The organism is Pseudocitrobacter sp. 73 (assembly GCF_008369545.1).
GTDB lineage: Bacteria > Pseudomonadota > Gammaproteobacteria > Enterobacterales > Enterobacteriaceae > Pseudocitrobacter > Pseudocitrobacter vendiensis.
Genome location: NZ_VTZO01000032.1, coordinates 32,650 through 57,504 on the forward strand (window position 1 = coordinate 32,650; position 24,855 = coordinate 57,504).

Sequence of the window (24,855 nt, forward strand, 5' to 3'; positions counted from 1 at the left end):
AAAGGATACTCATGACTGATTCACATACCGCGCCAACCTACGAGCTGCGCGGTCTGAAGCTTGTCGGCTGGCGCAACATGCAGCATGCGCTGGACTTTCTGTATGCCGATGGGCAGCTCAAAAGCGGTACGCTGGTGGCGATTAACGCTGAGAAAATGCTCACTGCGGAAGATAACGCGGAGGTCCGTACCCTCATTAACGCAGCGGAATATAAATATGCCGATGGCATTAGCGTGGTGCGCTCGGTACGCAAAAAATATCCGCAGGCGGACGTTTCACGCGTTGCCGGGGCCGATCTCTGGGAAGCCTTAATGGAACGGGCGGGCAGAGAGGGTACGCCAGTCTTTCTGGTGGGCGGCAAACCGGAAGTGATGGCACAGACGGAAGCGAAGCTGCGTCAGCAGTGGAACGTGAATCTGGTCGGCACGCAGGACGGTTACTTTAAACCGGAACAACGGCAGGCGCTGTTTGAGCGTATTCGCGACAGCGGGGCGAAAATCGTTACCGTTGCCATGGGCTCGCCTAAGCAGGAGATCCTGATGCGCGACTGTCGCGAAATCTATCCGGATGCGCTCTATATGGGCGTGGGCGGCACCTACGATGTCTTTACTGGCCACGTTAAGCGCGCGCCGAAGTTCTGGCAGAATCTGGGGCTGGAGTGGCTTTATCGCCTGCTTTCACAGCCAAGCCGCATTACCCGCCAGCTTCGCCTGCTGCGCTATCTGCGCTGGCACTATACCAATCAGCTGTAATACCTTCCTGAAAATGTGAATGGTTGCGCACTATTTGCGCGATTCATTCACATCTTTAATACTTTATTTGCCATTTATCAAAAATTGTTAAACCATTCGCCCCCTTGATGGAAAATCCGTCGGTTTTTTGTTATCTCCCTACCCGTCAACGCAATGCGTTATACACATAAAAATAACCGGCAATGACCGGAATCATGCAAACACAAGAGGATTTATGGCAGAGAAAAAACCGGAGCTCCAGCGCGGTCTGGAAGCCCGTCACATCGAATTAATCGCCCTTGGCGGCACCATCGGTGTCGGCCTGTTTATGGGCGCCGCAAGCACGCTGAAGTGGGCCGGTCCGTCGGTACTGCTGGCCTATATTCTGGCTGGTATATTCGTCTTCTTCATCATGCGCTCAATGGGCGAGATGTTGTTTATCGAGCCGGTTACCGGGTCGTTCGCCGTTTACGCGCACCGCTATATGAGCCCCTTCTTTGGCTATCTCACCGCCTGGTCCTACTGGTTTATGTGGATGGCGGTGGGGATCTCGGAAATTACCGCCATTGGCGTCTATGTACAGTTCTGGTTCCCGGAGATGGCGCAGTGGATACCTGCGCTGATTGCCGTCGGACTGGTGGCGCTGGCGAACCTGGCTGCGGTGCGTCTGTATGGTGAAATCGAATTCTGGTTTGCGATGATCAAAGTCACCACCATTATTGTGATGATTGTGATTGGCCTCGGCGTGATCTTCTTTGGTTTTGGTAACGGTGGTCACTCGATTGGTTTCGACAACCTGACGGCTCACGGCGGCTTCTTTGCGGGCGGCTGGAAAGGCTTCCTGACGGCGCTCTGTATCGTGGTCGCCTCGTATCAGGGCGTTGAATTGATCGGCATGACGGCAGGTGAAGCGAAAAACCCGCAGGTCACGCTGCGCAGCGCGGTGGGTAAAGTGCTGTGGCGTATCCTGATTTTCTATGTTGGCGCAATCTTTGTCATTGTCACCATCTTCCCGTGGAATGAAATCGGCACCAACGGCAGCCCGTTTGTTCTGACTTTCGCGAAGATTGGGATTACCGCTGCAGCGGGCATTATCAACTTTGTTGTGCTGACGGCGGCGCTTTCTGGTTGTAATAGCGGGATGTACAGCTGCGGCCGTATGCTCTATGCGCTGGCGAAGAATCGTCAGCTTCCGGCTGCAATGGCGAAAGTATCGCGTAGCGGCGTTCCGGCAGCGGGCGTGGCGCTCTCAATCGTGATTCTGCTGATTGGCTCGTGCCTCAACTACATTATTCCTAACCCGCAGCGCGTGTTCGTGTACGTATATAGCGCCAGCGTTCTTCCGGGGATGGTACCGTGGTTTGTGATTCTGATTAGTCAGATTCGTTTCCGCCGCGCGCATAAAGAGGCGATTGCCAGCCATCCGTTCCGCTCGCTGCTCTTCCCGTGGGCCAACTATTTAACGATGGCGTTCCTGGTTTGTGTGCTGATCGGCATGGGAATCAACGAAGATACGCGCCTGTCGTTGGTTGTCGGCATTCTCTTTTTAGCGATTGTCACGCTGGTTTATAAAGTTTTTGGCCTGAATCGGGGCGTAGATCTGCAAAAAGTGGAGAAATAAGCGACAAAACGCACAAAGCATGAGCAAACGATAATTTTCTTTAAAAAGGCACTAGACAGCGGGGTAGGAAGTCCGTAATATCCGACCCCGCAACGGCGCTAAGCGCCCGTAGCTCAGCTGGATAGAGCGCTGCCCTCCGGAGGCAGAGGTCTCAGGTTCGAATCCTGTCGGGCGCACCATTTACCCGGTGCTGGAGCTGCGGTGGTTTTGAAGACCGCGTAAAAGATTTGTAGTGGTGGCTATAGCTCAGTTGGTAGAGCCCTGGATTGTGATTCCAGTTGTCGTGGGTTCGAATCCCATTAGCCACCCCATTATTTAAAAGTTGTGACAATGCGAAGGTGGCGGAATTGGTAGACGCGCTAGCTTCAGGTGTTAGTGTTCTTACGGACGTGGGGGTTCAAGTCCCCCCCCCTCGCACCACGACTTTAAAGATTGAACTAAAAATTCAAAAAGCAGTATTTCGGCGAGTAGCGCAGCTTGGTAGCGCAACTGGTTTGGGACCAGTGGGTCGGAGGTTCGAATCCTCTCTCGCCGACCAATTTTGAACCCCGCTTCGGCGGGGTTTTTTGTTTTCTGCGCGTCGCGCACATTTCTGAATTTCTCTCCATTCGCAAAAAACGCCCCTTTCGCCGCGCTGCACATCACTATGATGGCGGATTCTGATGCTTAAGGATGGCGACGATGTCACAACAGATCCCAATCCGCGCGTTTCATGCGATGGCGAAACCCAGCGGATCCGAATGCAACCTCAACTGTACTTACTGTTTTTACCTGGAAAAACAGGCGCTCTATCCTGACGCCAGCGCGTGCTCGCGAATGAACGATGCGACGCTGGATGCCTACATCAAAAACTATATTGCTGCCGTTGAAGGGCAGGCGGATGTTGCATTTACCTGGCAGGGAGGCGAGCCAACGCTTTTAGGTCTCGACTTTTACCGCCGCGCGGTGGCATTACAGGCGAAATATGGCGCAGGCCGACGCATCAGCAACAGTTTCCAGACCAACGGCGTGCTGCTGGATGACGCGTGGTGTACTTTTTTCCGTGAAAACCACTTTTTAATTGGCCTGTCGCTGGATGGTCCGGCGGATATTCACAACGCATATCGGCTGACAAAAGGTGGAAGACCGACGCACAAACTGGTAATGCGCGCGCTGTCGTTGCTGCAAAAGCATGGCGTCGACTATAACGTGCTGGCCTGCGTCAATCGGCATAGCGCGCTGGAACCGCTCAACGTTTATGATTTTCTCTGCGACGCCGGGGTGAAGTTCATCCAGTTTATACCCGTGGTTGAACGACATGCCGGGGCGTGGGAAGCCAATGTGGGGCTTTCTCTGCACGGGCCGGGAAGTGAACAGGCGGTAAAGGGTGTTACGGCGTGGTCGGTTCGCCCTAAAGAGTATGGCGAGTTTCTGACGGCGGTGTTCGATAGCTGGATCCAGCGTGATGTTGGCACTATCTTTGTGATGAACATTGAATGGGCTTTTGCCAACTTTGTCGGCGCGCCAGGTGCCGTATGCCATCATCAGCCCACCTGCGGGCGCTCGGTGGTGGTGGAGCATAACGGTGATGTTTATGCCTGCGATCACTACGTTTACCCGGAATTTCAACTGGGGAACATTCATCATGATACGTTTGCAGAGATGATTGATTCATCCGCCCAGCAGCAGTTTGGCCAGGATAAATATGCGCGTTTACCCATGGTCTGCCAGCAATGCGAGGTATTAAGAGCCTGCTGGGGAGGCTGTCCGAAGCATCGCTTTATGCCGGGAAATGACGGCGAGATGAATTATCTCTGCGAGGGTTTCCGTCACTACTTCCGCCATTTGCCGCCCTATCTGAACGCCATGCGCGACCTGCTCGCCAGCGGTCGTCCGGCCAGCGATATCATGAAGGCACATCTCATTTTTCCGCAAAAAATTAATAAAGCCCGCCGAGGTTCGGCGGGCCTGTATAAGCGTTACAGCTTAACCTGCACTTTAGGCGGGTACTTCTTCAGAATTTCCATATAGGCATGGGCTTCGGTCTGCAACGGTACGCCCATCGGGATGTGACGTACGCCAACAGAATCCGACTCCTGCGGATCGGTATACAGATTAAATACCATTGATCCGGCCGTTTGCATCACGGCCCCGGTAAAGCCCCCCTGATAGCCGCTCTGGGTAAAGGCATACGGCTGCTGAATGACCATATGGTATTTGAACTCATCCATACGGATCGCCGCCAGTTGACCGTTCAGGAAGTAATGCTCAGCCTTACGATTAGACTGGCCATTATCACCGACGAAGAACGAGGTTTGATCCACGTCGTCAATAAAGGTGGTTTTAGGAACCAGTTTAGTCAGCTCCGCACCCGGGTGACCGGCAAGGCTCAACGCGGTGGGGAAGAGGTCAGCCAGATCGACAATACCGTCCGATTTACGCGGCTGAATCATGCCTTTCCAGTAAACGAAGGTGGGTACGCGTACGCCGCCCTCCCAGGTTGATCCTTTAGAGCCGCGGAACGGTGTACGTCCGTGTGGAGGAACTTCCGCTTCCGGGCCATTGTCGGAAGTAAAGACAATCAGCGTGTTGTCCAGTTGACCATTTTTCTCCAGCGTTTTATACAGGTTGGCGAAAACGTCGTTCATCTCAACCATGCAATCGCCGTAGGAGGTGCGTGCCGGGGAGCTGCCCGCGTATTTAGCATTTGGATAGTTATCGAAGTGGCAACCACGTGTACCGTAGTAGAGGAAGAACGGTTTATCGCTTTTTGCCATCTTATTGATAAAGTCGACGCCGTATTTCATCCAGCGCTGGTCAAGATCTTCCATGTATTTTGGCGTGATATCGGCGACCGCTTCCTGCTTACCGCCGCGCACAGCGTGAACATCATCTTTGCTGAACGGCAGTTTTTTGATGTATTCCGAACGTGCCGGGCTGAGCGCGACTTCCGGGTTAACATGTACGTCACGCCACTCGGTGTACATATCCGACACGGAGTTGAAGCCACGGAAATCATCAAAGCCGACGTTTTGCGGCTGCGAGCCTTCGTTTTCCCCCATATGCCATTTACCAATGGCCTGGGTCACGTAGCCTTGATCGTGCAACAGCTGTGGAAGCGTAGTCAGCCCTTCAAGCCCGCCAGGCATGCCGTACATGGGTGGCATCAAAATGCCGTGGTGAACGGAATACTGCCCGGTCAGAATCGTGGCGCGGGTGGGGGAAGAGCTTGGTTGTGAATAAGCAGAGGTCAGGATTAACCCCTGGCTGGCAACGGCGTCGATATCCGGCGTTGGGTTGCCCACCGCCACACCACCGCCGTTAAAGCCGACATCCATCCAGCCCACATCGTCGAGAACGAAGATGACGACGTTCGGTTTTTTACCGGTTTTTTTCTGCAACTCAGCCAGTTTCTGCTGTGTTTGCTTGTCCTGTGCCGGGTGCTGCATAACCGGCATCAGGTTGTCGGCAATTTTGGTTGCCGGGGTAACAAGGTACTGATTAGGGTGATCGTACCCTGCGAAGCCTTGACGCATGGTGGCGGAAGCAGGGGTATCAGCAGCGCTGGCGAGTACGGGAATTGCTGCGGCCATCGCGACAACCAGCAATTTTGGTGAAAAAGAAAAGTCCATTATTGATGCTCCAGTTTCATATCATCCACATGAAGGAGTAATTGCGTAGTGGTACACAAAAATATTAATTTGATAAATGGATAAAAATATTTTTATGTCGAGGTTATCCTACTCGCAGCCTGTCTATTTTGTAAGATAAAAAGAAAGCATCTCTTTGATTATTACTGCTATTTTATATTCTCGACATTAATATTATTTATGTTTTTTATTGATTTTAATTCTCTATCTTTTAATTGTTATATTTATATTTAATATTACGCCTTCATGTATTTATAATATTTATTCTTCTATTAAAATAGCGAAGAAATAGTTGGTCATTCTCGTGGTGGTGCTTTTTGTACAGAAAAATCCCATTCCTTCAGAAAGGGGATGATTTTGTGTCAAAGTGTGTGCAATAATGCGCGCCGTAGATGCTCATTCCATCTCTTATGCTCGCCTTCTGGCCTCATAAACTCAGGAATGACGCAGAGCCGTTTACGGTGCTTATCGTCCGATGACAGATGTCGCTTAGGCCTCATCAGACACCATGGACATAACGTTGAGTGAAGCACCCATTGTTGTCATAAAGACCTGTTTTAACGCCTGCTCCTGTGAGCAGGCGTTTTTTTATGGATAAAAAAAGGGGCCGGATGGCCCCCTGAAGCAGTGATTATTGCGGCGGGTTATTTTGCAACGTAAGCATCAACCCATCGCGGCGCATGGCCGCTGCTTCTTCCGGCTTCTTCAAACGGTCAAGCGTGTCGGCAAGCCAGGCATAGTCGAAGGCATCCGGGCGCTGTTTAAGCGCAGCGCGGAACGCGATGCTGGCTTCCTGCCACTCGCCGTGCTTCATCAGCGATTGACCCAGCGTGCTCCACAGCAGCGGGCGATCGCCAACGCTCTTGATCTGCTGGCGCAGCATTTTTTCCAGCTGTTCCGGGTTATTGGTGCGCAAACGCGGGATCAGCAATACCAGACGATCGTCATACTGACGTTTCAGCCCGTCAATGATGATCTGCTGCGCGGTGTCATGATCGTCACACTCAATTAAGTGCTCCGCCATGGCCACCTGAAGCGGCACTTCGTGGCGAGTTTTACGGCTCTGATTTTTCCACCAGTTTCGTAACCCATCACTGCCCTCGTCGGCACGCGCTTTATCCATTAAGCCAATCCACGCCTGCTGCTCGAGCAATGTACGATGGGCTTCATCGCCCACGTTCGCTTTCGCCATCGACGGGATGATGTCCAGCAGCGAACTCCATGCGCCGGTGCGGATGTAAGCCTGCTCAGCGAGACGAAGGACTTCCGGATGACGCGGCGTAATTTCCAGTAACTTATCGACACCGTGGCGTGCGGCGTGATCTTCATTACGCGCCAACTGTAAACGCACGCGAGTGATTTCAACCGGAATCAAGTCATTGCCGGCATTCTCTTCCGCACGTTGCAGATGCTGGTTAGCACGCGCTTCATCACCGCGCTGTTGTGCGGCCTCGGCGGCCAGCAGATAGTTAACCACCGGCTGTTCCGCGTGATCGGCGTTTTTCGCCATCAGCTTCTCAACCTGCTGATAATCGCCTTCTGCCAGTTTGAGCAGCGCCTGTTCCGTTTGCTTACGCGCGCGGCGGCGTTTGCGGCCCACGAACCAGCCGCGCGTATGCGCACCGGTGCGGAAAATGCGGCGCAGCACCCATTCGAGGGCAAACAGCACCACCATGATAAGGATCATGATGATCACTAACCCGGTGACGCTGGTTTCCACGTTGTAGTTATCCGTTTGGATCAGGACATAACCCTGGTGCCCGGCGATCATCGGGCCGACGACGATCCCGGCGATCAACAGTGCGAAGAGTAATAAGACTTTCAACATAATTACTCTCCTTGAGGCGCGGCAGGGGCGGGCGCGGGCGTTTCAGCCGGTGCGGCAGCACCGGGCTGCGCCATCAGATTACGCACGCGCGTCTGCATCAGTTTTTCCAGAATCGGCTGGCTTTGCAGCGTTTCCGGCACGTTCATGGTGATGCTCTGCTGACTGAGTTTGTCTACGTCATCAAGGAAGCTTTTCGTGGTGGCATCGTCGGTATCGTAGTAGGCGCGAACCCACGTCGACACGTTATCCAGCGCCTGTTTGTAAGTCTCTTCCTGATGACGCGGTACAGCCTGCGCCGCGACTAACAGACGAGAGCGAATGTTTTCGCGCAGGTAGACGTCCTGATTCGGCGCTAACAATGGCACAGCGGTTTCATCACGACGGCGAATGGTAATAAAGCTGTCCATAAAGTTCTGCCAGCTTTTTTGCAGATTCACGCGCCATTCGTTAATTGAGCTGGAGAGCTCATCGCTGTCGGCATCCATCGGTGAGTCGTCGGTGTTGTTGTCCGCCAGACGCAGGTTATCCACCTGATTCGCCAACTGATTCACTTTCAGGATGATACCGTCGTAGTCCACCTGAGAAACCGCGCCCAGGCTGGCGATATCTTCGGTGATGGCGCGACGGGCGCTAATCAGGCTCGGGTCGTTCATATCGGCCAGGCTGGCGTCGGCGCTTTTTAGCAGCGCGGCGGCGGTGGTGACATCCTGATCGCTCCACAGCTTGCGGCCTGCCAGCTTCACGAGGAAGTCGGACTGTGCCAGCAGCCAGGTTTTCGCATCGGTCCCGGAGATGGCCGCTACTTTTTGCTGCACTTCATCCAGTTGCTTCGCCAGCGTATCGCGCTGGTTTTGCGCCTCGGCAAGCTGTGCGGCCTGCTGTTTCAGCAGGGTGTCGAATTGCGTTTTTTGGTCGTCCTGCGCTTTTTGCAGCGCGACGAGTTGATTCGCCAGCGTGTCGTTGGCGGTGGTTTGATTTACGGCCTGCTGTTTTCCCCAGCCATACAGCCCCACGCCCGCCGCCAGCGCGATCGCGATCGCCACGGCGCTTAGCACCAGGCTGGTTTTCGCGCCGCCGGTTTTCTTGTCGGCGTCAGTGGGTTTTTGTGCTTCTGGCTGTGGCGTGGTCACCACGGCCTCCCTGGTCTCTTCAACCACGGCGGAGTTTTCTTTTTGATCCGTCATTATGGCTTCCAGTTTTGAAGTTATTGTAGTGCGCGCAGCAGCGCATCGTTGTCAGCGCTATCGGCAACCTGAATTTCCTGCCAGCCCAGCTCCCGGGCCAGTTGTGCAAGACGCTCACTGACAACCAGCAAACGGCAGCGCAGCAGCCAGTGCTCGCGATACCATTGCGGAATGAGTGCCCAAAGTTGGTGTAACATTTCCCCGCTGGTGACGACGAGGGTCGACACCTCACGTTTTTGCCAGCGCATGGCTTCTTCCGCGCCATCATAATGGACAGCGCTGCGTTGATAACATTCACAGAATGTGACTTCAGCGCCGCGTGCGGCCAGCGTTTCGCCTAACAGTTCACGCCCGCCATTGCCGCGTAAGATGAGCGCTTTCTTACCCGCAATATTTTGTAATTCAGGTAATTGTAGCAAGACTTCGCTGATTTCCCGATCCAAAGGATACCGCACCTGGCAGCCGCTCACCTGATGCAACGCCAGCGCGGTGCTGCGCCCAATGGCGAAACAGGCCGCTTGTTGCGGCCAGTGCTGGCCCTGCTGCTGCAATTGAGACTGAGCAAAAGAGACAGCGTGTGGCGATAACGCGAAGAGCAAATCATCAGAGCGCAGGGTATTCAGTGCGGGAGAGAGGCGCTCAAGTTCGCGACCGGGGGTGATTTCAATCAGCGGAAAGCTCCAGGCCACTCGCCCCAGTGCGCGCAAACGGCTCACTAATTCTTCTCCTTTTGGAGATGGGCGGGTGACCAGGATACTCATTCGGGCTTCTCTCCGTTGTAAACGGCGGTGAGGATGTCGCGCGCTCCGTTGTTCAACAGTTCCTCAGCGAGCTCAACGCCCATGCGTTCAGCGTCTTCAGGTTTGCCGCGTCGTTCGCCGCGCACCATCTGTGAACCATCCGGCGCGCCAACCAGCGCTCGTAGCCAGAGTTCGCCGTCAGTCAGTTCGGCGTAGCTGCCAATTGGAACCTGACAGCCGCCTTCCAGACGCGTGTTCATGGCGCGTTCTGCCGTTACGCGGGTGGCGGTTGGCGCATCGTTAAGCGGTGCCAGCAGCGTACGCGTAACGTCATCGTCCAGGCGGCATTCGATGCCGACAGCACCCTGGCCGACAGCCGGTAATGATTGCTCAGGCGGCATCGCCTGTCGAATGCGAGCGTCAAGTTTCAGACGTTTCAGACCGGCGACGGCCAGAATAATGGCGTCGTAATCGCCGTTATCCAGTTTTCCAAGGCGCGTGCCGACGTTGCCGCGCAGGGAGCGAATCTCTAAATCGGGACGATATTCTGCAATCTGGCACTGGCGACGCAGGCTGGAAGTGCCGACGATGCTGCCTGCCGGTAAATCGTCCAGTGAGGCATAGTGGTTGGAGACGAATGCATCGCGCGGATCTTCACGCTCGCAAATGGTCACCAGACCCAGGCCTTCAGGGAAATCGACGGGAACATCTTTCATGGAGTGAACGGCGATATCGGCCCGGTTTTCCAGCAATGCCAGCTCAAGCTCCTTTACAAAAAGCCCTTTACCGCCCACTTTTGCCAGCGGGGTATCCAGGATCACATCGCCGCGGGTCACCAGCGGCACGAGTTCAACCGTAAGCCCCGGATGACAGGCCATCAGGCGATCTTTAACATAGTGTGCCTGCCAAAGTGCAAGAGGACTTTGGCGTGTGGCAATTCTCAAAACTTTGTCTAACATGCTTGTTACCGTCATTGTCGTCCACGGCCCATCCTAACATTGTTGCTTTAATGATGTTAGTTTTCACGGTGTTTGGGTAATGTCAGGGTGGCCCGTATTTTCTGGAAGTTTCCAATATAGTCCTAAACGTATTGTGGAATTTACAGATAACAAACGGTGCTACACTTGTATGTAGTGCAACTTTCTTTACGGTCAACCAGCAAGGTGTTAAATTGATCACGTTTTAAACCATTTGTTCGTCCGCACCACCATAATCATAAGGACGGGCGACAAAGGCCACGATTCTTGTTGAAATTCTAAAAACCTCCGTACTTCCCTTTACGGGCGCTACGCCAGGTTTTGAACATCAGGCGATATGTCTTGTACCTCTATATTGAGACACTGAAACAGAGACTGGATGCCATCAATCAACTGCGTGTGGATCGCGCGCTTGCTGCCATGGGACCTGCCTTCCAACAGGTTTACAGTCTGCTGCCGACATTATTACATTATCATCACCCACTGATGCCGGGTTACCTCGACGGTAACGTTCCCAAAGGCATTTGCCTCTACACGCCTGATGAAACTCAACGCCACTACCTCGACGAACTTGAACTGCACCGTGGTATGCCGCCGCAGGCCTCGCCAAAAGGCGAGCTGCCGATAACCGGCGTCTACTCAATGGGCAGCACCTCGTCCGTTGGGCAAAGCTGCTCTTCTGACCTCGATATCTGGGTGTGTCACCAGTCCTGGCTCGATAACGACGAACGTCAACTTCTGCAACGCAAATGCAGCCTGCTGGAAAGCTGGGCCGCGTCGCTTGGCGTGGAAGTCAGCTTCTTCCTGATCGACGAAAACCGCTTCCGTCATAACGAAAGCGGCAGCCTGGGCGGCGAAGACTGCGGCTCAACCCAGCACATCTTGCTGCTGGATGAATTTTATCGCACTGCCGTGCGCCTCGCGGGGAAACGTATTCTGTGGAATATGGTGCCGTGCGAAGAAGAAGAGCATTACGACGACTACGTCATGACGCTCTACGCGCAGGGTGTGCTGACGCCGAACGAGTGGCTCGACCTTGGCGGGTTGAGTTCGCTGTCGGCGGAAGAGTACTTTGGCGCCAGCCTGTGGCAGCTGTATAAGAGCATCGACTCACCGTACAAAGCGGTGCTGAAAACCCTGCTGCTGGAAGCCTACTCCTGGGAATATCCCAATACGCGCCTGTTGGCGAAAGATATCAAACAGCGCCTGCACGATGGCGAGATCGTTTCATTCGGTCTCGACTCTTACTGCATGATGCTGGAACGCGTTACCGACTACCTCAAAGCGATTGACGATGATACGCGTCTTGACCTTGTACGCCGCTGCTTCTATCTGAAAGTGTGCGAAAAGCTGAGCCGCGAACGCGCGTGCGTTGGCTGGCGTCGTGAAGTGGTCAGCCAACTGGTGAAAGAGTGGGGCTGGGACGAAGAACGTCTCGCCATGCTGGATAACCGGGCGAACTGGAAAATCGATCAGGTGCGCGAGGCGCACAACGAATTGCTCGACGCGATGATGCAGAGCTACCGTAACCTGATCCGCTTCGCGCGCCGCAACAACCTGAGCGTCTCCGCCAGCCCGCAGGATATTGGGGTGCTAACCCGTAAACTGTACGCAGCGTTTGAAGCGCTGCCGGGCAAAGTGACGCTGGTTAACCCGCAGATTTCACCGGATCTTTCCGAGCCGAACCTGACCTTCATCCACGTGCCGCCGGGCCGTGCCAACCGTACCGGTTGGTATCTCTACAACCGCGCGCCGAATATGGAAGCGATCGTCAGCCATCAGCCGCTGGAATATAACCGCTATCTTAATAAGCTGGTGGCCTGGGCCTGGTTTAACGGCCTGCTGACCTCACGTACCCGCCTGTTTATTAAGGGCAACGGTATTGTCGACCTGGCAAAATTGCAGGAGATGGTGGCGGATGTTTCCCATCACTTCCCATTGCGCCTGCCTGCGCCGACACCAAAAGCGCTCTACAGCCCGTGCGAAATTCGTCATCTGGCGATTATCGTCAACCTGGAATATGACCCGACGGCGGCTTTCCGCAATCAGGTCGTCCATTTCGACTTCCGTAAGCTCGATGTCTTCAGCTTTGGCGAAGAACAAAACTGCCTCGTCGGCAGCGTTGACCTGCTGTATCGCAACTCGTGGAATGAGGTGCGTACGCTGCACTTCAACGGCGAGCAGGCGATGATTGAAGCGCTGAAAACGATTCTTGGCAAAATGCACCAGGACGCCGCTCCGCCGGATAGCGTGGAAGTGTTCTGCTATAGCCAACATTTACGCGGCCTGATTCGTACCCGTGTCCAGCAGTTGGTTTCGGAATGTATCGACCTGCGCCTTTCCAGCACGCGCCAGGAAACCGGGCGCTTCAAAGCGCTACGCGTCTCCGGCCAAACCTGGGGCCTGTTCTTCGAACGCCTGAACGTCTCGGTGCAGAAGCTGGAAAACGCCATCGAGTTCTATGGCGCTATCTCGCACAACAAACTGCATGGTTTGTCGGTGCAGGTGGAAACCAACCACGTCAAACTGCCGCAGGTGGTGGACGGCTTTGCCAGCGAAGGGATCATTCAGTTCTTCTTTGAAGATTCCGGCGAAGAGCAGGGCTTTAACATCTACATTCTGGATGAAACCAACCGCGCGGAAGTGTATCACCACTGTGAAGGCAGCAAAGAGGAGCTGGTGCGCGACGTCAGCCGCTTCTACTCGTCTTCGCACGATCGCTTTACCTACGGCTCAAGCTTTATCAACTTCAACCTGCCGCAGTTCTACCAGATTGTGAAAGTTGATGGCCGCGCGCAGGTCATTCCTTACCGCAGCCAGGCGATTGGCACTATCCCGCCGAGTAACCAGGATAACGACGCACCGTTATTGCAGCAGTATTTTTCGTAAGTATTGCGCGCCGTTGGTTACGGTAGGCCGGATAAGGCGTAGCCGCATCCGGCAACAAACCTCAGCGGAAGCTCACCGCCTCGCCCGCCTGCTGCGTTGCCGCCTGTTCCAGTAAATCCCAGAAGGTTTCGCCGCTACGGTCGCAAATCCACTCATCGCCTTTCAGGTCAAAATGGTAGCCGCCCTGTTTGGTCGCCAGCCACACCTGGTGCAGCGGTTCCTGACGGTTAATAATGATTTTGCTGCCGTTCTCAAAGCTGATGGTCAACACGCCGCCGTTGATCTCACAGTCGATATCGCTTTCGCCATCCCAGTCGTCCAGACGCTCTTCAATGGTCAGCCACAGGGTATCGGCCAGGCGATGAAATTCACTGTCGTTCATTGTTGTTTCCTGTTTTTAAGTGATGGCGGCAGTATAGCGGCATGGTGTCAGGGCTTCAAAGGTTGCTCAATGTCTTGTGCTTTGCGGCACTCTTCATCCGTCTTCAGGATGACGATGTCATCATTGGATGAAAACATGTTCTGATCCAGATTACGTGTCTTTGCCGGACAGGGCGACGCGGTTCGATAAAGTTGGCTACCGATCCAGGTATAAACATAGCGATTGTCATAAGCGAAACGCTCTGTGGTCTTCAGTGGTCCATCAATGGCAAAAATTTGAATATCGTCGCGTAATCGGGAAGAGCGCATAAAGTAACCATGGTCTTTCCCGGCGTTAATGCGTTGGTTCAGGAAAGGTGCAGAAGAGTCGAGCGTTAGGGTTTCCAGGGTGTCTTCACCAAAAGGAGACAATTTCGCAATGTACAGAGTATTTTTGTACTGCGCGATACGATCGGTGATGGGGTGAAATGCTTTTGGGTCAATATCGGGGAGTTTCTCCCATTGACTCCATTGCTGGTCTGTAGAGCGAAGCTTACGCCAGCTAACATCGTTTTCGCCGACGAGAAAAGCGCTCTCGCCATCAGAATATTGAGCAATGTTAACTGATGAGTTGTAGGGGATTCCCGTTGGAATAAACGCACCATCCTCAAGAAGTCTGCCGTCTAACTCTCCACTACGGTAGTCTGCCCAATAGCCATATCCTGAATGTCCGGTTTCCCAGTTCACCCGCACGGCCCTGGTATTGGGTGTTGGGTAGCGCCAAAGCTGTGAGCCATCGAATGCGTAAACATAACGATCGTCGTGTGCATACCATTTCTTGTAATGGGGGCTATCGCTAAGGTGAGCCTCACGCTCGTCAGGACCACGATAATCCATCAGGATAAGCGGCCCGGAGGACTCGAATACCTGGAGACCATCTTCTTCTTCACCACGAACTTGTAATTTGGTCAGTAAATAGCCGTGAGTTCTTCCCGCGTTAAAGCGTTTATCTATCACCAAACCAGGATTATCCAGCGTGACGATATCCAGCCTGTTTTCGCCAAATTCCGTTTTTTTGATGGTGTACAGTTTGTCCTGATACTGCGCGACGGTATTACTAAGAGGGTGAAATTGTTCTGGATCGAGGCCGGGTAGGACTTCTTGCTGGCATTCTGGCCCTTTGCGCCATGAAACAGAGTGTTCCTGCAAATTGAACGCCGCGCAGCTATTTGCCCTATCTTTGTCCAGATTTCCCTGATTCAGCACCTTCCGGTGCAGGCCGCTTTTATCTCGCCAGGTTAATAACGAACCGGGCATCCAGCGTACGACAGTAAATGTCTCCGGGTCGGCATCAAGCTGTTCGCCGTTGATCATCATTTCCGTGTGTGTACGGGCTAATGTATCCCAGGGGCCAAATGGTACGGCAACGCAGGGGTTAAACGTGGTGGAAAACTTTCCTCGCTGATCCCAGGACTTTTGCGCCAGCACGCGAAAACTCTCGGGGTCAGCGAGGCGATGCCCATCAACATATAAGAAATTAGCGTCACGTAATATCAGCCCCAGAACGTCAGGTTTCCAGGGGAAACGGAATTTCACCTGATGCAGCGTTTTGATATCTAAACTATTTTCTCCGCCATTGTCATCGGTGCGCTTGCCTTCGAAATAGAGGCTGTGTTTATCTGCGGCAAAATCACCCCATGCCTTGAACGAGGCGACATCGACGGGAGGTTTGTCTGGCGGGTTTTGCACAACTTCACCCGCGTAGAGGATATAGCGACCATCGCTATGCCAGGAATAATGAGGAAACCAGGCCTGTGCGCCCTTATAGAGGTAGTCGGTTGTCAAATCAGTCAGAGGCGGTTCTTTATCCCATTCGTCCAGTGTTGTCGGGTCTATTAATAAATTGGGTAACCGACGCAATCTCTTGTAATTCACGCCAGGAAGAGAAAGATTTGTTTCCTGATAAGGGCGCAGGTACACCACGCCTTTGCCTTGTTTCTGGTAAATATTATGCTCAGGCGCGGAAAGCCGACATCCCCATGCAGGCGCTAAGAACAACAAACAAGACAACAAACAAACCATATTGCGATATCGCATAAAGCCATCCTGGTGAGGTACATCATCCACAAAACCCCAAGTAAACCCTATTCCCCAACCTGAATACGTTACAATCATGACAATCCGCTGCTTTTCGGATTCCATAAAGAGATGCTAAACGCTTGCTTTTACGCCTTCTCCTGCGATGATAGAAAGCAGAAAGTCTTGAACTACAGGTACCCTGGAATGAAGAACATTTTCCGACCGCTGGCCGTGTTGGCTGTGCTGTTTAGCCTTACCGGTTGCGGCCTTAAAGGCCCGCTCTATTTCCCACCGGCTGATAAAACGGCGCCGACGCCGACCAAGCCCGTGGATAGCCAGATCCAAACGGAATCGCCGGATCGTAACGATCGCGGTGATGACGGCGGCCCGACGCAGGTTAACTATTGATATCACCGTTCTGTTCCGCGTAACTGGAGTAGATAATGCAGTTCTCTAAAATGCATGGCCTTGGCAACGATTTTATGGTCGTCGACGCGGTGACGCAGAATGTGTTTTTCTCGCCGGAATTGATTCGTCGTCTGGCGGACAGGCATCTGGGCGTCGGCTTTGACCAACTGCTGGTCGTCGAACCGCCTTACGATCCCGATCTCGATTTCCACTATCGTATCTTCAATGCCGATGGCAGCGAAGTGTCGCAATGTGGCAACGGGGCGCGCTGCTTTGCGCGCTTCGTGCGTCTGAAAGGCCTGACCAATAAACGTGACATTCGCGTCAGCACCGCCAACGGGCGTATGGTATTAAGTGTGACGGACGACGATCTGGTTCGCGTGAATATGGGCGAACCGAATTTCGAGCCTTCGCAGGTGCCGTTCCGCGCCAACAAAGCGGAAAAGACCTATATTATGCGAGCGGCCGAGCAGACAGTATTGTGCGGCGTGGTCTCGATGGGTAACCCGCACTGCGTGATTCAGGTCGATGATGTTGAAACGGCGGCGGTTGAGTCGCTGGGCCCGGTGATGGAAAGCCACGATCGCTTTCCGGAACGCGCCAACATCGGTTTTATGCAGGTGGTTAAACGCGATCACATCCGTTTACGCGTCTATGAGCGCGGCGCGGGTGAGACGCAGGCTTGCGGCAGCGGCGCTTGTGCGGCGGTGGCTGTGGGTATCCAGCAGGGGCTACTGGACGAAGAGGTTCGCGTGGAGTTACCGGGCGGACGTCTGGATATCGCCTGGAGAGGCCCGGGTCAACCGTTGTATATGACTGGCCCGGCGGCACACGTCTATGACGGATTTATTCACTTATGAAACACGTCGGGGAAGAACAGCAGGAAGCATTAAGCGCGCTCGACGATCGCGCTGTCGTGGATTATCTGTTGCAACATCCTGAATTCTTTATACGTAACGCTGCGGTCGTGGAACAGATGCGTGTTCCACACCCGGTGCGCGGTACCGTGTCGCTGGTTGAGTGGCACATGGCGCGCGCGCGTAATCATATTCATACGCTTGAAGAGAACATGTCGCTGCTGATGGAGCAGGCGACGGCTAACGAAGGGCTGTTCTACCGTTTGCTGCATCTGCAAAATCGCCTGGCGAGCGCGGAAAGTCTCGACGATTTGCTGTTGCGCTTTCACCGCTGGGCACGCGATCTGGGCCTTGCGGGTGCGTCGATTCGTCTCTTTGCCGATCGCTGGCGTCTGGGCGCACCGTCGAAATACACCCAACTGGTGCTGTCACGTCAGGCGTTTGAACCGCTGCGTATTCAGCGTCTTGGTCAGGCGCATCACTATCTGGGCACGTTGAACGGCCCTGAACTGCTGGTGGTGCTGCCGGAAGCGAAAGCCGTTGGCTCGGTGGCGATGTCGATGATGGGCAGCGACGCCGATCTGGGCGTGATTCTGTTTACCAGCCGCGATGCGCATCACTATGAAGCCGGGCAGGGTACGCAACTGCTACAGGAAGTGGCGCTGATGCTGCCAGGTCTGCTGGAGCGCTGGATTGAGCGCGCATGAATGACGAACTTCTCTCTGCGGCAGTAACGCGTTTTCTGCGTTATCTGGGCGTCGAGCGCCAGCTTAGCCCGATTACGCTTCTTAATTATCAGCGTCAGCTTGATGCCATCATTGAACTGGCCCAGCAGATGGGCCTGAAGCGCTGGCAACAATGTGATGCTGCCATGGTGCGCAGCTTTGCCACCCGCAGTCGCCGAAAAGGGCTGGGGGCCGCCAGTCTGGCGTTACGCCTGTCGGCGTTGCGCAGCTTTTTTGACTGGATGGTGAGCCAGGGCGAGCTGCCCGCGAATCCGGCAAAAGGGATCTCCGCGCCAAAAGCCCCGCGTCATCTGCCAAAAAATATCGACGTCGATGACGTCAATCGCCTGCTGGATATCGATATTAACGATCCACTGGCGGTACGCGACCGCGCGATGCTCGAAGTCATGTATGGCGCGGGCCTGCGTCTTTCTGAACTGGTGAACCTGGATATCAAACATCTCGACCTCGACACCGGGGAAGTATGGGTGATGGGCAAAGGCAGCAAAGAGCGCCGCCTGCCCATTGGTCGCAACGCGGTGGCGTGGATTGAGCACTGGCTCGATTTACGTGGGCTGTTTGGTAGCGACGATGACGCGCTGTTTCTTTCTAAACTGGGGAAACGTATCTCGGCGCGTAACGTCCAAAAGCGGTTTGCCGAGTGGGGCATTAAGCAGGGCCTGAACAGTCACGTGCATCCGCACAAGCTGCGCCACTCATTTGCGACCCACATGCTGGAGTCGAGCGGCGATCTGCGCGGTGTGCAGGAGCTGTTGGGGCACGCCAATCTCTCGACTACCCAAATCTATACCCATCTTGATTTTCAACACCTCGCCTCGGTGTACGATGCCGCGCATCCACGCGCTAAACGGGGGAAATAATGCGTTTTTACCGACCACTGGGCCACATCGCCGCACTGACGTTTGACCTGGATGATACCCTTTACGACAACCATCCGGTGATTGATCGCACCCAGCAGGAATCGCTGGCGTTTGTGCGCAGCTATCATCCGGCACTGTGCCATTTCGAAAACCGCGATTTACAGCAACTGCGCGACGCGCTACGTAAAGCGGAGCCGGAAATTTATCACGATGTCACCGAATGGCGTCGCCGCGCACTGGAACTGGGCATGCTCAACGCGGGCTTAACCGCGCAGGAAGCGGCGATTGGCGCTAACGCGGCGATGGCCAATTTCGCGCAATGGCGCAGCCGAATTGATGTGCCGCAGGAAACGCACGATACGCTGGCAAAGCTTGCGGAAAAATGGCCGCTGGTGGCGATCACCAATGGCAATGCTCAGCCGGAGCTGTTTGGCCTGAACGATTATTTTAAGTTTGTGCTGCGCGCCGGGCCGGATGGCCGCTCGAAGCCATTTGCCGACATGTACCATCTGGCCGCTGAAAAGCTGGATGTGCCGCTTAACGCCATTCTGCATGTAGGCGATGACCTGACGACGGACGTCGCGGGCGCTATTCGCAGCGGGTTACAGGCATGCTGGATCAAACCTCAAGATGCAGACCTGATGCAGGTGGCGGATAGCCGTTTACTGCCGCATATCGAAATTTCCCGGTTGGCATCGCTGACCTCGCTGATATAATCCTCAATAGTTCTGTATAAAATTCCAGGGGTTTTGGCGGATGGCGCTACGCTTATCCGCCCTACGGTAACGTAGGCCCGGTAAGCGAAGCGCCACCGGGCATTTCGCAGTTTATCTATTCTTAACGCGGCGGTGCCATCAATGGACGTTTCTTACCTGCTCGACAGCCTTAATGACAAACAGCGCGAAGCCGTCGCCGCTTCGCGCACCAACATGCTGGTGCTGGCTGGGGCGGGCAGTGGTAAGACGCGCGTACTGGTTCACCGTATCGCCTGGCTGATGACCGTGGAAAACTGCTCGCCGTACTCCATTATGGCGGTAACGTTTACCAACAAAGCCGCGGCGGAGATGCGTCACCGTATCGGGCAATTGATGGGCACCACGCAGGGCGGCATGTGGGTCGGTACCTTCCACGGGCTGGCGCACCGCTTACTGCGCGCGCACCACCTGGATGCCAATCTGCCGCAGGATTTCCAAATCCTTGATAGCGAAGACCAACTGCGCCTGCTGAAGCGCCTGATCAAAGCCATGAACCTCGACGAGAAGCAGTGGCCGCCGCGTCAGGCGATGTGGTACATCAACAGCCAGAAAGACGAAGGGCTGCGTCCGCACCACATCCAAAGCTACGGCAACCCGGTTGAACAAACCTGGCAGAAAGTTTATCAGGCCTATCAGGAAGCATGCGATCGCGCGGGGCTGGTGGATTTCGCCGAGTTGCTGCTGCGCGCGCATGAACTGTGGCTTAACAAGCCGCACATTCTTCAGCACTATCGCGAGCGCTTCACCAATATCCTGGTGGATGAATTCCAGGATACCAACAACATTCAATACGCGTGGATCCGCCTGCTGGCGGGCGACACCGGTAAAGTAATGATTGTGGGCGATGACGACCAGTCAATCTACGGCTGGCGTGGTGCGCAGGTAGAAAACATCCAGCGCTTCCTCAACGATTTCCCCGGTGCAGAAACAATCCGTCTGGAGCAGAACTACCGTTCTACCAGCAATATTCTGAGCGCGGCGAACGCCCTGATCGAAAACAACAACGGGCGCTTGGGTAAAAAACTGTGGACCGACGGTGCGGACGGCGAGCCGATTTCTCTCTACTGCGCTTTCAACGAACTCGACGAAGCGCGTTTCGTGGTTAACCGTATCAAAACCTGGCAGGACAACGGCGGCGCGCTGGACCAGTGCGCCATTCTCTATCGCAGCAACGCCCAGTCGCGCGTGCTGGAAGAGGCGTTACTGCAGGCGAGCATGCCGTACCGTATTTACGGCGGTATGCGCTTCTTCGAACGTCAGGAAATCAAAGATGCGCTCTCGTATCTGCGCCTGATTGCCAACCGTAACGACGATGCGGCGTTCGAACGCGTGGTGAACACGCCGACGCGCGGCATCGGTGACCGTACGCTGGATGTGGTGCGCCAGACCTCGCGCGATCGTCAGCTTACGCTGTGGCAGTCGTGCCGCGAACTGTTGCAGGAAAAAGCGTTGGCAGGACGCGCGGCGAGCGCGTTGCAGCGTTTTATGGAACTGATTGATGCGCTGGCTCAGGAAACGGCGGATATGCCGCTGCACGTGCAGACAGACCGCGTGGTGAAAGACTCCGGCCTGCGTATGATGTATGAGCAGGAAAAAGGTGAGAAGGGCCAGACGCGAATCGAAAACTTAGACGAACTGGTGACGGCGACGCGCCAGTTTGCGTACAACGAAGAAGACGAAGATTTAATGCCGTTACAGGCGTTTCTGTCTCATGCCGCGCTGGAAGCGGGTGAAGGACAGGCGGACACCTGGCAGGACGCGGTGCAGTTGATGACGCTGCACTCGGCGAAAGGTCTGGAGTTCCCGCAGGTGTTCATCGTTGGCATGGAAGAGGGCATGTTCCCGAGCCAGATGTCGCTGGAAGAAGGCGGGCGTCTGGAAGAGGAGCGCCGTCTTGCCTACGTTGGCGTGACGCGTGCGATGCAGAAACTTACGCTGACTTATGCCGAAACTCGCCGCTTGTACGGTAAAGAGGTCTATCACCGTCCGTCGCGCTTTATTGGCGAGCTACCGGAAAACTGCGTGGAAGAGGTACGCCTGCGCGCCACCGTCAGCCGTCCGGTAAGCCATCAACGCATGGGGACGCCGATTTCCGAAAACGACACCGGTTATAAACTCGGCCAGCGCGTGCGCCACGCTAAGTTTGGCGAAGGCACTATTGTCAATCTGGAAGGCAGCGGCGAGCACAGCCGCTTGCAGGTCGCGTTCCAGGGGCAGGGGATCAAATGGCTGGTTGCGGCATACGCGAAGCTGGAAACAGTCTAACTGTCCGAAAAGTATCGTTATTTTATGAGAGTCTGCTAGCCTTACAGTGAATGAGGTAAATCTTACCATTTAGCATTCCGTTGCGTGTTGACGCGGTTTTTTTGCTGGCGTAACATGCGCGCACGATTACGCTAAGAGGACAAATGCCTTGGACACACCCAGTAGATGCTGGCTCACTCTCCTGTCATTCAGGAACAACTCCTAAGGCTATCCTCTTATGCTGATAGCCTTAGCGGTTGTCGGCGACTCGTGTCATTTCCCCGTCGCAATGAGTCAGGCTGTTTAATGGTCTGAAACCCAATTTGTTTCTGTGTGCCCACCGGCTGTCCGATAATTTTTTGCATTGGGAGTCCCGGTCATGCTGAGCGCATTTCAACTGGAAAAAAATCGTTTAACGCGTCTTGAAGCGGACGAAATCAGCCATCTCGCCAGTTCGGTGTGGGTTGATTTAGTCGAACCCGACGATGAAGAACGAAACCGTGTGCAAAAGGAATTGGGCCAGAACCTGGCCACGCGCCCTGAACTGGAAGACATCGAAGCATCCGCGCGTTTCTTTGAAGACGAAGACGGTTTGCACATCCACTCCTTCTTCTTCTATGAAGATGCGGACGATCACGCAGGTAACTCCACCGTGGCATTCACCATCCGTGAAGGGCGACTCTTCACCCTGCGCGAGCGCGAACTGCCGGCATTTCGTCTCTATCGCATGCGCGCCCGTAACCAGTCGATGGTGGACGGAAACGCCTATGAGCTGCTGCTCGATCTGTTTGAAACCAAGATTGAACAGCTGGCGGATGAAATTGAAAACATCTACAGCGATCTGGAAAAACTGAGCCGCGTCATCATGGAAGGTCATCAGGGTGATGAATATGACGAGGCGCTTTCCACGCTGGCAGAACTGGAAGATATCGGCTGGAAGGTGCGTTTGTGTCTGATGGATACCCAGCGCGCGCTTAACTTCCTGGTACGTAAAGCGCGTTTACCGGCGGTGCAACTGGAGCAGGCGCGCGAGATCCTGCGAGATATCGAATCCCTGCTGCCGCACAACGAATCACTGTTCCAGAAGGTCAACTTCCTGATGCAGGCGGCGATGGGCTTTATCAATATCGAACAGAACCGCATCATCAAGATCTTCTCGGTGGTTTCCGTGGTCTTCCTGCCACCGACGCTGGTAGCTTCCAGCTATGGGATGAACTTCGAGTTTATGCCGGAACTGAAGTGGAGCTTCGGCTACCCCGGCGCGATTATCTTTATGATGCTCGCCGGGCTGGCGCCGTATCTGTACTTTAAACGGAAGAACTGGCTGTAAGTTCGTTGCCTGATGGCGCTACGCTTATCAGGCCTACTTCCCCGTTCAAACATAGCGCCAAAGCGTAGGCCGGATAAGGCGAAGCCGCCATCCGGCACACGGTTATCCCCGACGTCCCCGTCGCTGCGTATACACCGCATCCATAATAAAGATCGCCAGTGCTACCCAGATAAACGCAAATGTCACCATTTTATCGGCACCCGGCGTTTCACCGTAGAAGGTCACCGCCAGGATAAACATCAGGGTTGGGCCGATATACTGGAAGAAACCCAGCGTCGATAAGCGTAAACGGGTGGCCGCACCGGTGAAACAGAGCAACGGAATCGTCGTCACCACGCCTGCGGCAATCAGCAGCAGATTCAGCGACCAACTGTTGCTGCCCATATGGCTGGTAGCGCTGTCGGCAATGCCAAACAGATAAATCGCCGCGACCGGCAGCAGCCACAGGGTTTCAAACAGCATGCCGGTTTGCGCATCGACAGCGATTTTTTTGCGCACCAGGCCATAGAAGGCGAAGCTGAACGCCAGACCGAGCGCAATAATCGGCAGCGAGCCAAACGTCCAGAGCTGTACCAGCACGCCGCAGGCAGCGAGGGCCACCGCCAGCCACTGCATCCGGCGGAAGCGCTCACCGAGGAACAGCATCCCCAGTAGAATATTCACCAGCGGGTTAATAAAGTAGCCCAGGCTCGCTTCCAGCATATGGTGGTTGTTCACCGACCAGATAAACAGCAGCCAGTTACCTCCAATCAGCACGGCGGAGAGCGCCAGCATGAAGATTTTCTTCGGCGTTTGCAGCAGCGCTTTCACCGTCGACCACTGACGGCTGATGCTGATCAGCGCCACCATGAAGAAGAAGGACCAGATCACGCGGTGCGTCAGAATCTCATCGGCAGGCACGTAGTAGATAAGCTTGAAGTACGCCGGAGCGATCCCCCAAATAAAATAGGCGGCGAGGGCGAGAAGCACGCCCTGCCGCGTCTGTTTGGCATCCATCGGAGTCATCCGTTACAAAAAAGTAAACTGATTTTACCCGATTTTACTGTTTATCCCACCATATATGTGGCGGTTGCGCTGGCGATGTGGACCTGCTCTTCGTTGTGCAGTTCCACGCGCGCGACGGCGACTTTATTGCCTGCACGCAGCAGGGTGCTGGTCGCGGTGAAGCGGTTACCGCGTCCCGGACGCAAATAATCGACGCGTAAATCGATGGTACCCATCCGTGAGAGACGCTGACGTAGCTCTTCTTCGTTGATGGTGTCGTGGCGCGTCAATGTGCTGCCCACACAGACCAGGCCTGCCGCGACATCCAGCGCTGAAGCAATCACACCGCCGTGCAGAATGCTTTGCGCCCAGTTACCCACCATCATCGGCTGGTTATTAAAGTTGAGTTTGGCGAAGTCTTTTTCATAACGTTCCAGCTCCAGGCCAAGCGCCCGGTTGAACGGCATGTGATAAACAAAGATTTCACCGACCAGCTTCAGCGCGGCATCGGCAGTGAGTTCAGAAGACATAACAATCCTATCATTGGTTAATGAAATGTTGATTTTATGCCTATGAAATGTTGTTTTCTACATTAGGAATCGATTACTGAGCATTAAATGCTTAAGTATGTAA

At 54.4% G+C, this 24,855-nt stretch carries 20 protein-coding genes, 4 tRNA genes and 1 pseudogene; 16 read left to right on the top strand and 9 right to left on the bottom strand.

The features are described from left to right. Positions 1-11 precede the first annotated feature (11 nt). From wecG to F0Q32_RS23155, 7 genes and pseudogenes are all read left to right on the top strand, one after another. Entirely contained in the window at positions 12-752 is a 741-nt protein-coding gene (gene wecG, locus F0Q32_RS23125; RefSeq protein WP_149464873.1) for a lipopolysaccharide N-acetylmannosaminouronosyltransferase, read from the top strand. 214 nt (positions 753-966) lie between these two features. Beyond that, positions 967-2,352 carry an amino acid permease gene (locus tag F0Q32_RS23130; RefSeq protein ID WP_149464874.1) on the top strand — a complete coding sequence of 462 codons (1,386 nt, stop codon included), beginning with the start codon at positions 967-969 and terminating at the stop codon, positions 2,350-2,352. A 102-nt stretch (positions 2,353-2,454) separates the two neighbouring features. Then, positions 2,455-2,531 (top strand) — tRNA-Arg (locus F0Q32_RS23135). Positions 2,532-2,587: 56 nt separating this feature from the next. Next, a tRNA-His gene (locus F0Q32_RS23140) sits at positions 2,588-2,663 on the top strand. Positions 2,664-2,684: 21 nt separating this feature from the next. Further along, a tRNA-Leu gene (locus F0Q32_RS23145) sits at positions 2,685-2,772 on the top strand. Between the two features lie 41 nt (positions 2,773-2,813). Then, positions 2,814-2,890 (top strand) — tRNA-Pro (locus F0Q32_RS23150). Positions 2,891-3,033: 143 nt separating this feature from the next. Further along, positions 3,034-4,269, top strand: a pseudogene (locus tag F0Q32_RS23155) (anaerobic sulfatase maturase); the annotation flags it as partial. A 41-nt stretch (positions 4,270-4,310) separates the two neighbouring features. Here F0Q32_RS23155 and F0Q32_RS23160 read toward each other — a convergent pair. The 5 genes from F0Q32_RS23160 to hemC all read right to left on the bottom strand — a co-directional run bounded on the left by F0Q32_RS23160 (position 4,311) and on the right by hemC (position 10,692). Further along, a complete protein-coding gene (locus F0Q32_RS23160) occupies positions 4,311-5,963 on the bottom strand; it encodes a sulfatase-like hydrolase/transferase (protein WP_149464875.1) in 1,653 nt (550 codons plus the stop codon). 649 nt (positions 5,964-6,612) lie between these two features. Continuing rightward, positions 6,613-7,809, bottom strand: coding sequence for a protoheme IX biogenesis protein HemY (hemY, locus tag F0Q32_RS23165; protein ID WP_149464876.1), 1,197 nt, complete (start codon positions 7,807-7,809; stop codon positions 6,613-6,615). A 2-nt stretch (positions 7,810-7,811) separates the two neighbouring features. Next, positions 7,812-8,993, bottom strand: coding sequence for a uroporphyrinogen-III C-methyltransferase (hemX, locus tag F0Q32_RS23170; protein ID WP_149464877.1), 1,182 nt, complete (start codon positions 8,991-8,993; stop codon positions 7,812-7,814). Between the two features lie 20 nt (positions 8,994-9,013). Then, positions 9,014-9,754, bottom strand: a complete 741-nt coding sequence (gene hemD, locus F0Q32_RS23175; protein WP_149464878.1) for a uroporphyrinogen-III synthase — start codon at positions 9,752-9,754, stop codon at positions 9,014-9,016. Further along, on the bottom strand, positions 9,751-10,692 hold the full coding sequence (gene hemC / locus F0Q32_RS23180; RefSeq protein WP_149464879.1) for a hydroxymethylbilane synthase: 942 nt from the start codon (positions 10,690-10,692) through the stop codon (positions 9,751-9,753). Before hemC ends, hemD begins: the two co-directional genes overlap by 4 nt. 360 nt (positions 10,693-11,052) lie before the next feature. On the opposite strand from hemC, the gene cyaA reads away from it, so the two are divergent. Continuing rightward, a complete protein-coding gene (gene cyaA / locus F0Q32_RS23185) occupies positions 11,053-13,599 on the top strand; it encodes a class I adenylate cyclase (protein ID WP_149464880.1) in 2,547 nt (848 codons plus the stop codon). A 61-nt stretch (positions 13,600-13,660) separates the two neighbouring features. Here the strand turns inward: cyaA and cyaY are convergent, their stop codons facing one another. Together cyaY and F0Q32_RS23195 are read right to left on the bottom strand one after the other, a co-directional pair. Next, entirely contained in the window at positions 13,661-13,981 is a 321-nt protein-coding gene (gene cyaY / locus F0Q32_RS23190) for an iron donor protein CyaY (protein WP_149464881.1), read from the bottom strand. A 47-nt stretch (positions 13,982-14,028) separates the two neighbouring features. After that, entirely contained in the window at positions 14,029-16,056 is a 2,028-nt protein-coding gene (locus F0Q32_RS23195; protein WP_149464911.1) for a hypothetical protein, read from the bottom strand. Positions 16,057-16,242: 186 nt separating this feature from the next. Between F0Q32_RS23195 and F0Q32_RS23200 the strand changes: the two genes are divergently transcribed. The 8 genes from F0Q32_RS23200 to corA all read left to right on the top strand — a co-directional run bounded on the left by F0Q32_RS23200 (position 16,243) and on the right by corA (position 23,238). Next, on the top strand, positions 16,243-16,446 hold the full coding sequence (locus F0Q32_RS23200; protein ID WP_149464882.1) for a lipoprotein: 204 nt from the start codon (positions 16,243-16,245) through the stop codon (positions 16,444-16,446). Positions 16,447-16,481: 35 nt separating this feature from the next. Next, on the top strand, positions 16,482-17,306 hold the full coding sequence (dapF, locus tag F0Q32_RS23205; protein WP_015966432.1) for a diaminopimelate epimerase: 825 nt from the start codon (positions 16,482-16,484) through the stop codon (positions 17,304-17,306). Next, positions 17,303-18,010, top strand: a complete 708-nt coding sequence (locus tag F0Q32_RS23210) for a DUF484 domain-containing protein (protein WP_149464883.1) — start codon at positions 17,303-17,305, stop codon at positions 18,008-18,010. The genes dapF and F0Q32_RS23210 overlap by 4 nt, the downstream gene beginning before the upstream one ends. Then, positions 18,007-18,909 carry a tyrosine recombinase XerC gene (gene xerC, locus F0Q32_RS23215; protein WP_149464884.1) on the top strand — a complete coding sequence of 301 codons (903 nt, stop codon included), beginning with the start codon at positions 18,007-18,009 and terminating at the stop codon, positions 18,907-18,909. The genes F0Q32_RS23210 and xerC overlap by 4 nt, the downstream gene beginning before the upstream one ends. Beyond that, complete coding sequence (gene yigB, locus F0Q32_RS23220) at positions 18,909-19,625, top strand: 5-amino-6-(5-phospho-D-ribitylamino)uracil phosphatase YigB (RefSeq protein ID WP_149464885.1); 717 nt, start codon at positions 18,909-18,911, stop codon at positions 19,623-19,625. Before xerC ends, yigB begins: the two co-directional genes overlap by 1 nt. Before the next feature lie 141 nt (positions 19,626-19,766). Continuing rightward, a complete protein-coding gene (gene uvrD, locus F0Q32_RS23225) occupies positions 19,767-21,929 on the top strand; it encodes a DNA helicase II (RefSeq protein ID WP_015966428.1) in 2,163 nt (720 codons plus the stop codon). 148 nt (positions 21,930-22,077) lie between these two features. Next, on the top strand, positions 22,078-22,134 hold the full coding sequence (ysgD, locus tag F0Q32_RS26875) for a YsgD/CorL family protein (RefSeq protein WP_350435819.1): 57 nt from the start codon (positions 22,078-22,080) through the stop codon (positions 22,132-22,134). A 153-nt stretch (positions 22,135-22,287) separates the two neighbouring features. Beyond that, positions 22,288-23,238: a magnesium/cobalt transporter CorA gene (gene corA, locus F0Q32_RS23230; RefSeq protein WP_015966427.1), complete on the top strand. Its 951-nt coding sequence runs from the start codon at positions 22,288-22,290 to the stop codon at positions 23,236-23,238. Between the two features lie 102 nt (positions 23,239-23,340). Here the strand turns inward: corA and rarD are convergent, their stop codons facing one another. Both rarD and yigI read right to left on the bottom strand, forming a co-directional pair. Beyond that, complete coding sequence (gene rarD, locus F0Q32_RS23235) at positions 23,341-24,234, bottom strand: EamA family transporter RarD (protein ID WP_149464886.1); 894 nt, start codon at positions 24,232-24,234, stop codon at positions 23,341-23,343. 50 nt (positions 24,235-24,284) lie between these two features. Then, on the bottom strand, positions 24,285-24,752 hold the full coding sequence (gene yigI, locus F0Q32_RS23240; protein ID WP_149464887.1) for an acyl-CoA thioesterase YigI: 468 nt from the start codon (positions 24,750-24,752) through the stop codon (positions 24,285-24,287). Positions 24,753-24,855: the final 103 nt, after the last annotated feature.

Bases quoted from the DNA above. Each gene is read 5' to 3' on its own strand.
- F0Q32_RS23200 (WP_149464882.1), top strand. From the start codon at position 16,243: ATGAAGAACATTTTCCGACCGCTGGCCGTGTTGGCTGTGCTGTTTAGC.
- dapF (WP_015966432.1), top strand. From the start codon at position 16,482: ATGCAGTTCTCTAAAATGCATGGCCTTGGCAACGATTTTATGGTCGTC.
- hemY (WP_149464876.1), bottom strand. From the start codon at position 7,809: ATGTTGAAAGTCTTATTACTCTTCGCACTGTTGATCGCCGGGATCGTC.
- cyaY (WP_149464881.1), bottom strand. From the start codon at position 13,981: ATGAACGACAGTGAATTTCATCGCCTGGCCGATACCCTGTGGCTGACC.
- uvrD (WP_015966428.1), top strand. From the start codon at position 19,767: ATGGACGTTTCTTACCTGCTCGACAGCCTTAATGACAAACAGCGCGAA.
- hemD (WP_149464878.1), bottom strand. From the start codon at position 9,754: ATGAGTATCCTGGTCACCCGCCCATCTCCAAAAGGAGAAGAATTAGTG.
- yigB (WP_149464885.1), top strand. From the start codon at position 18,909: ATGCGTTTTTACCGACCACTGGGCCACATCGCCGCACTGACGTTTGAC.
- yigI (WP_149464887.1), bottom strand. From the start codon at position 24,752: ATGTCTTCTGAACTCACTGCCGATGCCGCGCTGAAGCTGGTCGGTGAA.
- rarD (WP_149464886.1), bottom strand. From the start codon at position 24,234: ATGGATGCCAAACAGACGCGGCAGGGCGTGCTTCTCGCCCTCGCCGCC.
- xerC (WP_149464884.1), top strand. From the start codon at position 18,007: ATGAATGACGAACTTCTCTCTGCGGCAGTAACGCGTTTTCTGCGTTAT.
- hemC (WP_149464879.1), bottom strand. From the start codon at position 10,692: ATGTTAGACAAAGTTTTGAGAATTGCCACACGCCAAAGTCCTCTTGCA.
- F0Q32_RS23195 (WP_149464911.1), bottom strand. From the start codon at position 16,056: ATGCGATATCGCAATATGGTTTGTTTGTTGTCTTGTTTGTTGTTCTTA.
- hemX (WP_149464877.1), bottom strand. From the start codon at position 8,993: ATGACGGATCAAAAAGAAAACTCCGCCGTGGTTGAAGAGACCAGGGAG.
- F0Q32_RS23160 (WP_149464875.1), bottom strand. From the start codon at position 5,963: ATGGACTTTTCTTTTTCACCAAAATTGCTGGTTGTCGCGATGGCCGCA.
- corA (WP_015966427.1), top strand. From the start codon at position 22,288: ATGCTGAGCGCATTTCAACTGGAAAAAAATCGTTTAACGCGTCTTGAA.
- wecG (WP_149464873.1), top strand. From the start codon at position 12: ATGACTGATTCACATACCGCGCCAACCTACGAGCTGCGCGGTCTGAAG.
- F0Q32_RS23210 (WP_149464883.1), top strand. From the start codon at position 17,303: ATGAAACACGTCGGGGAAGAACAGCAGGAAGCATTAAGCGCGCTCGAC.
- F0Q32_RS23130 (WP_149464874.1), top strand. From the start codon at position 967: ATGGCAGAGAAAAAACCGGAGCTCCAGCGCGGTCTGGAAGCCCGTCAC.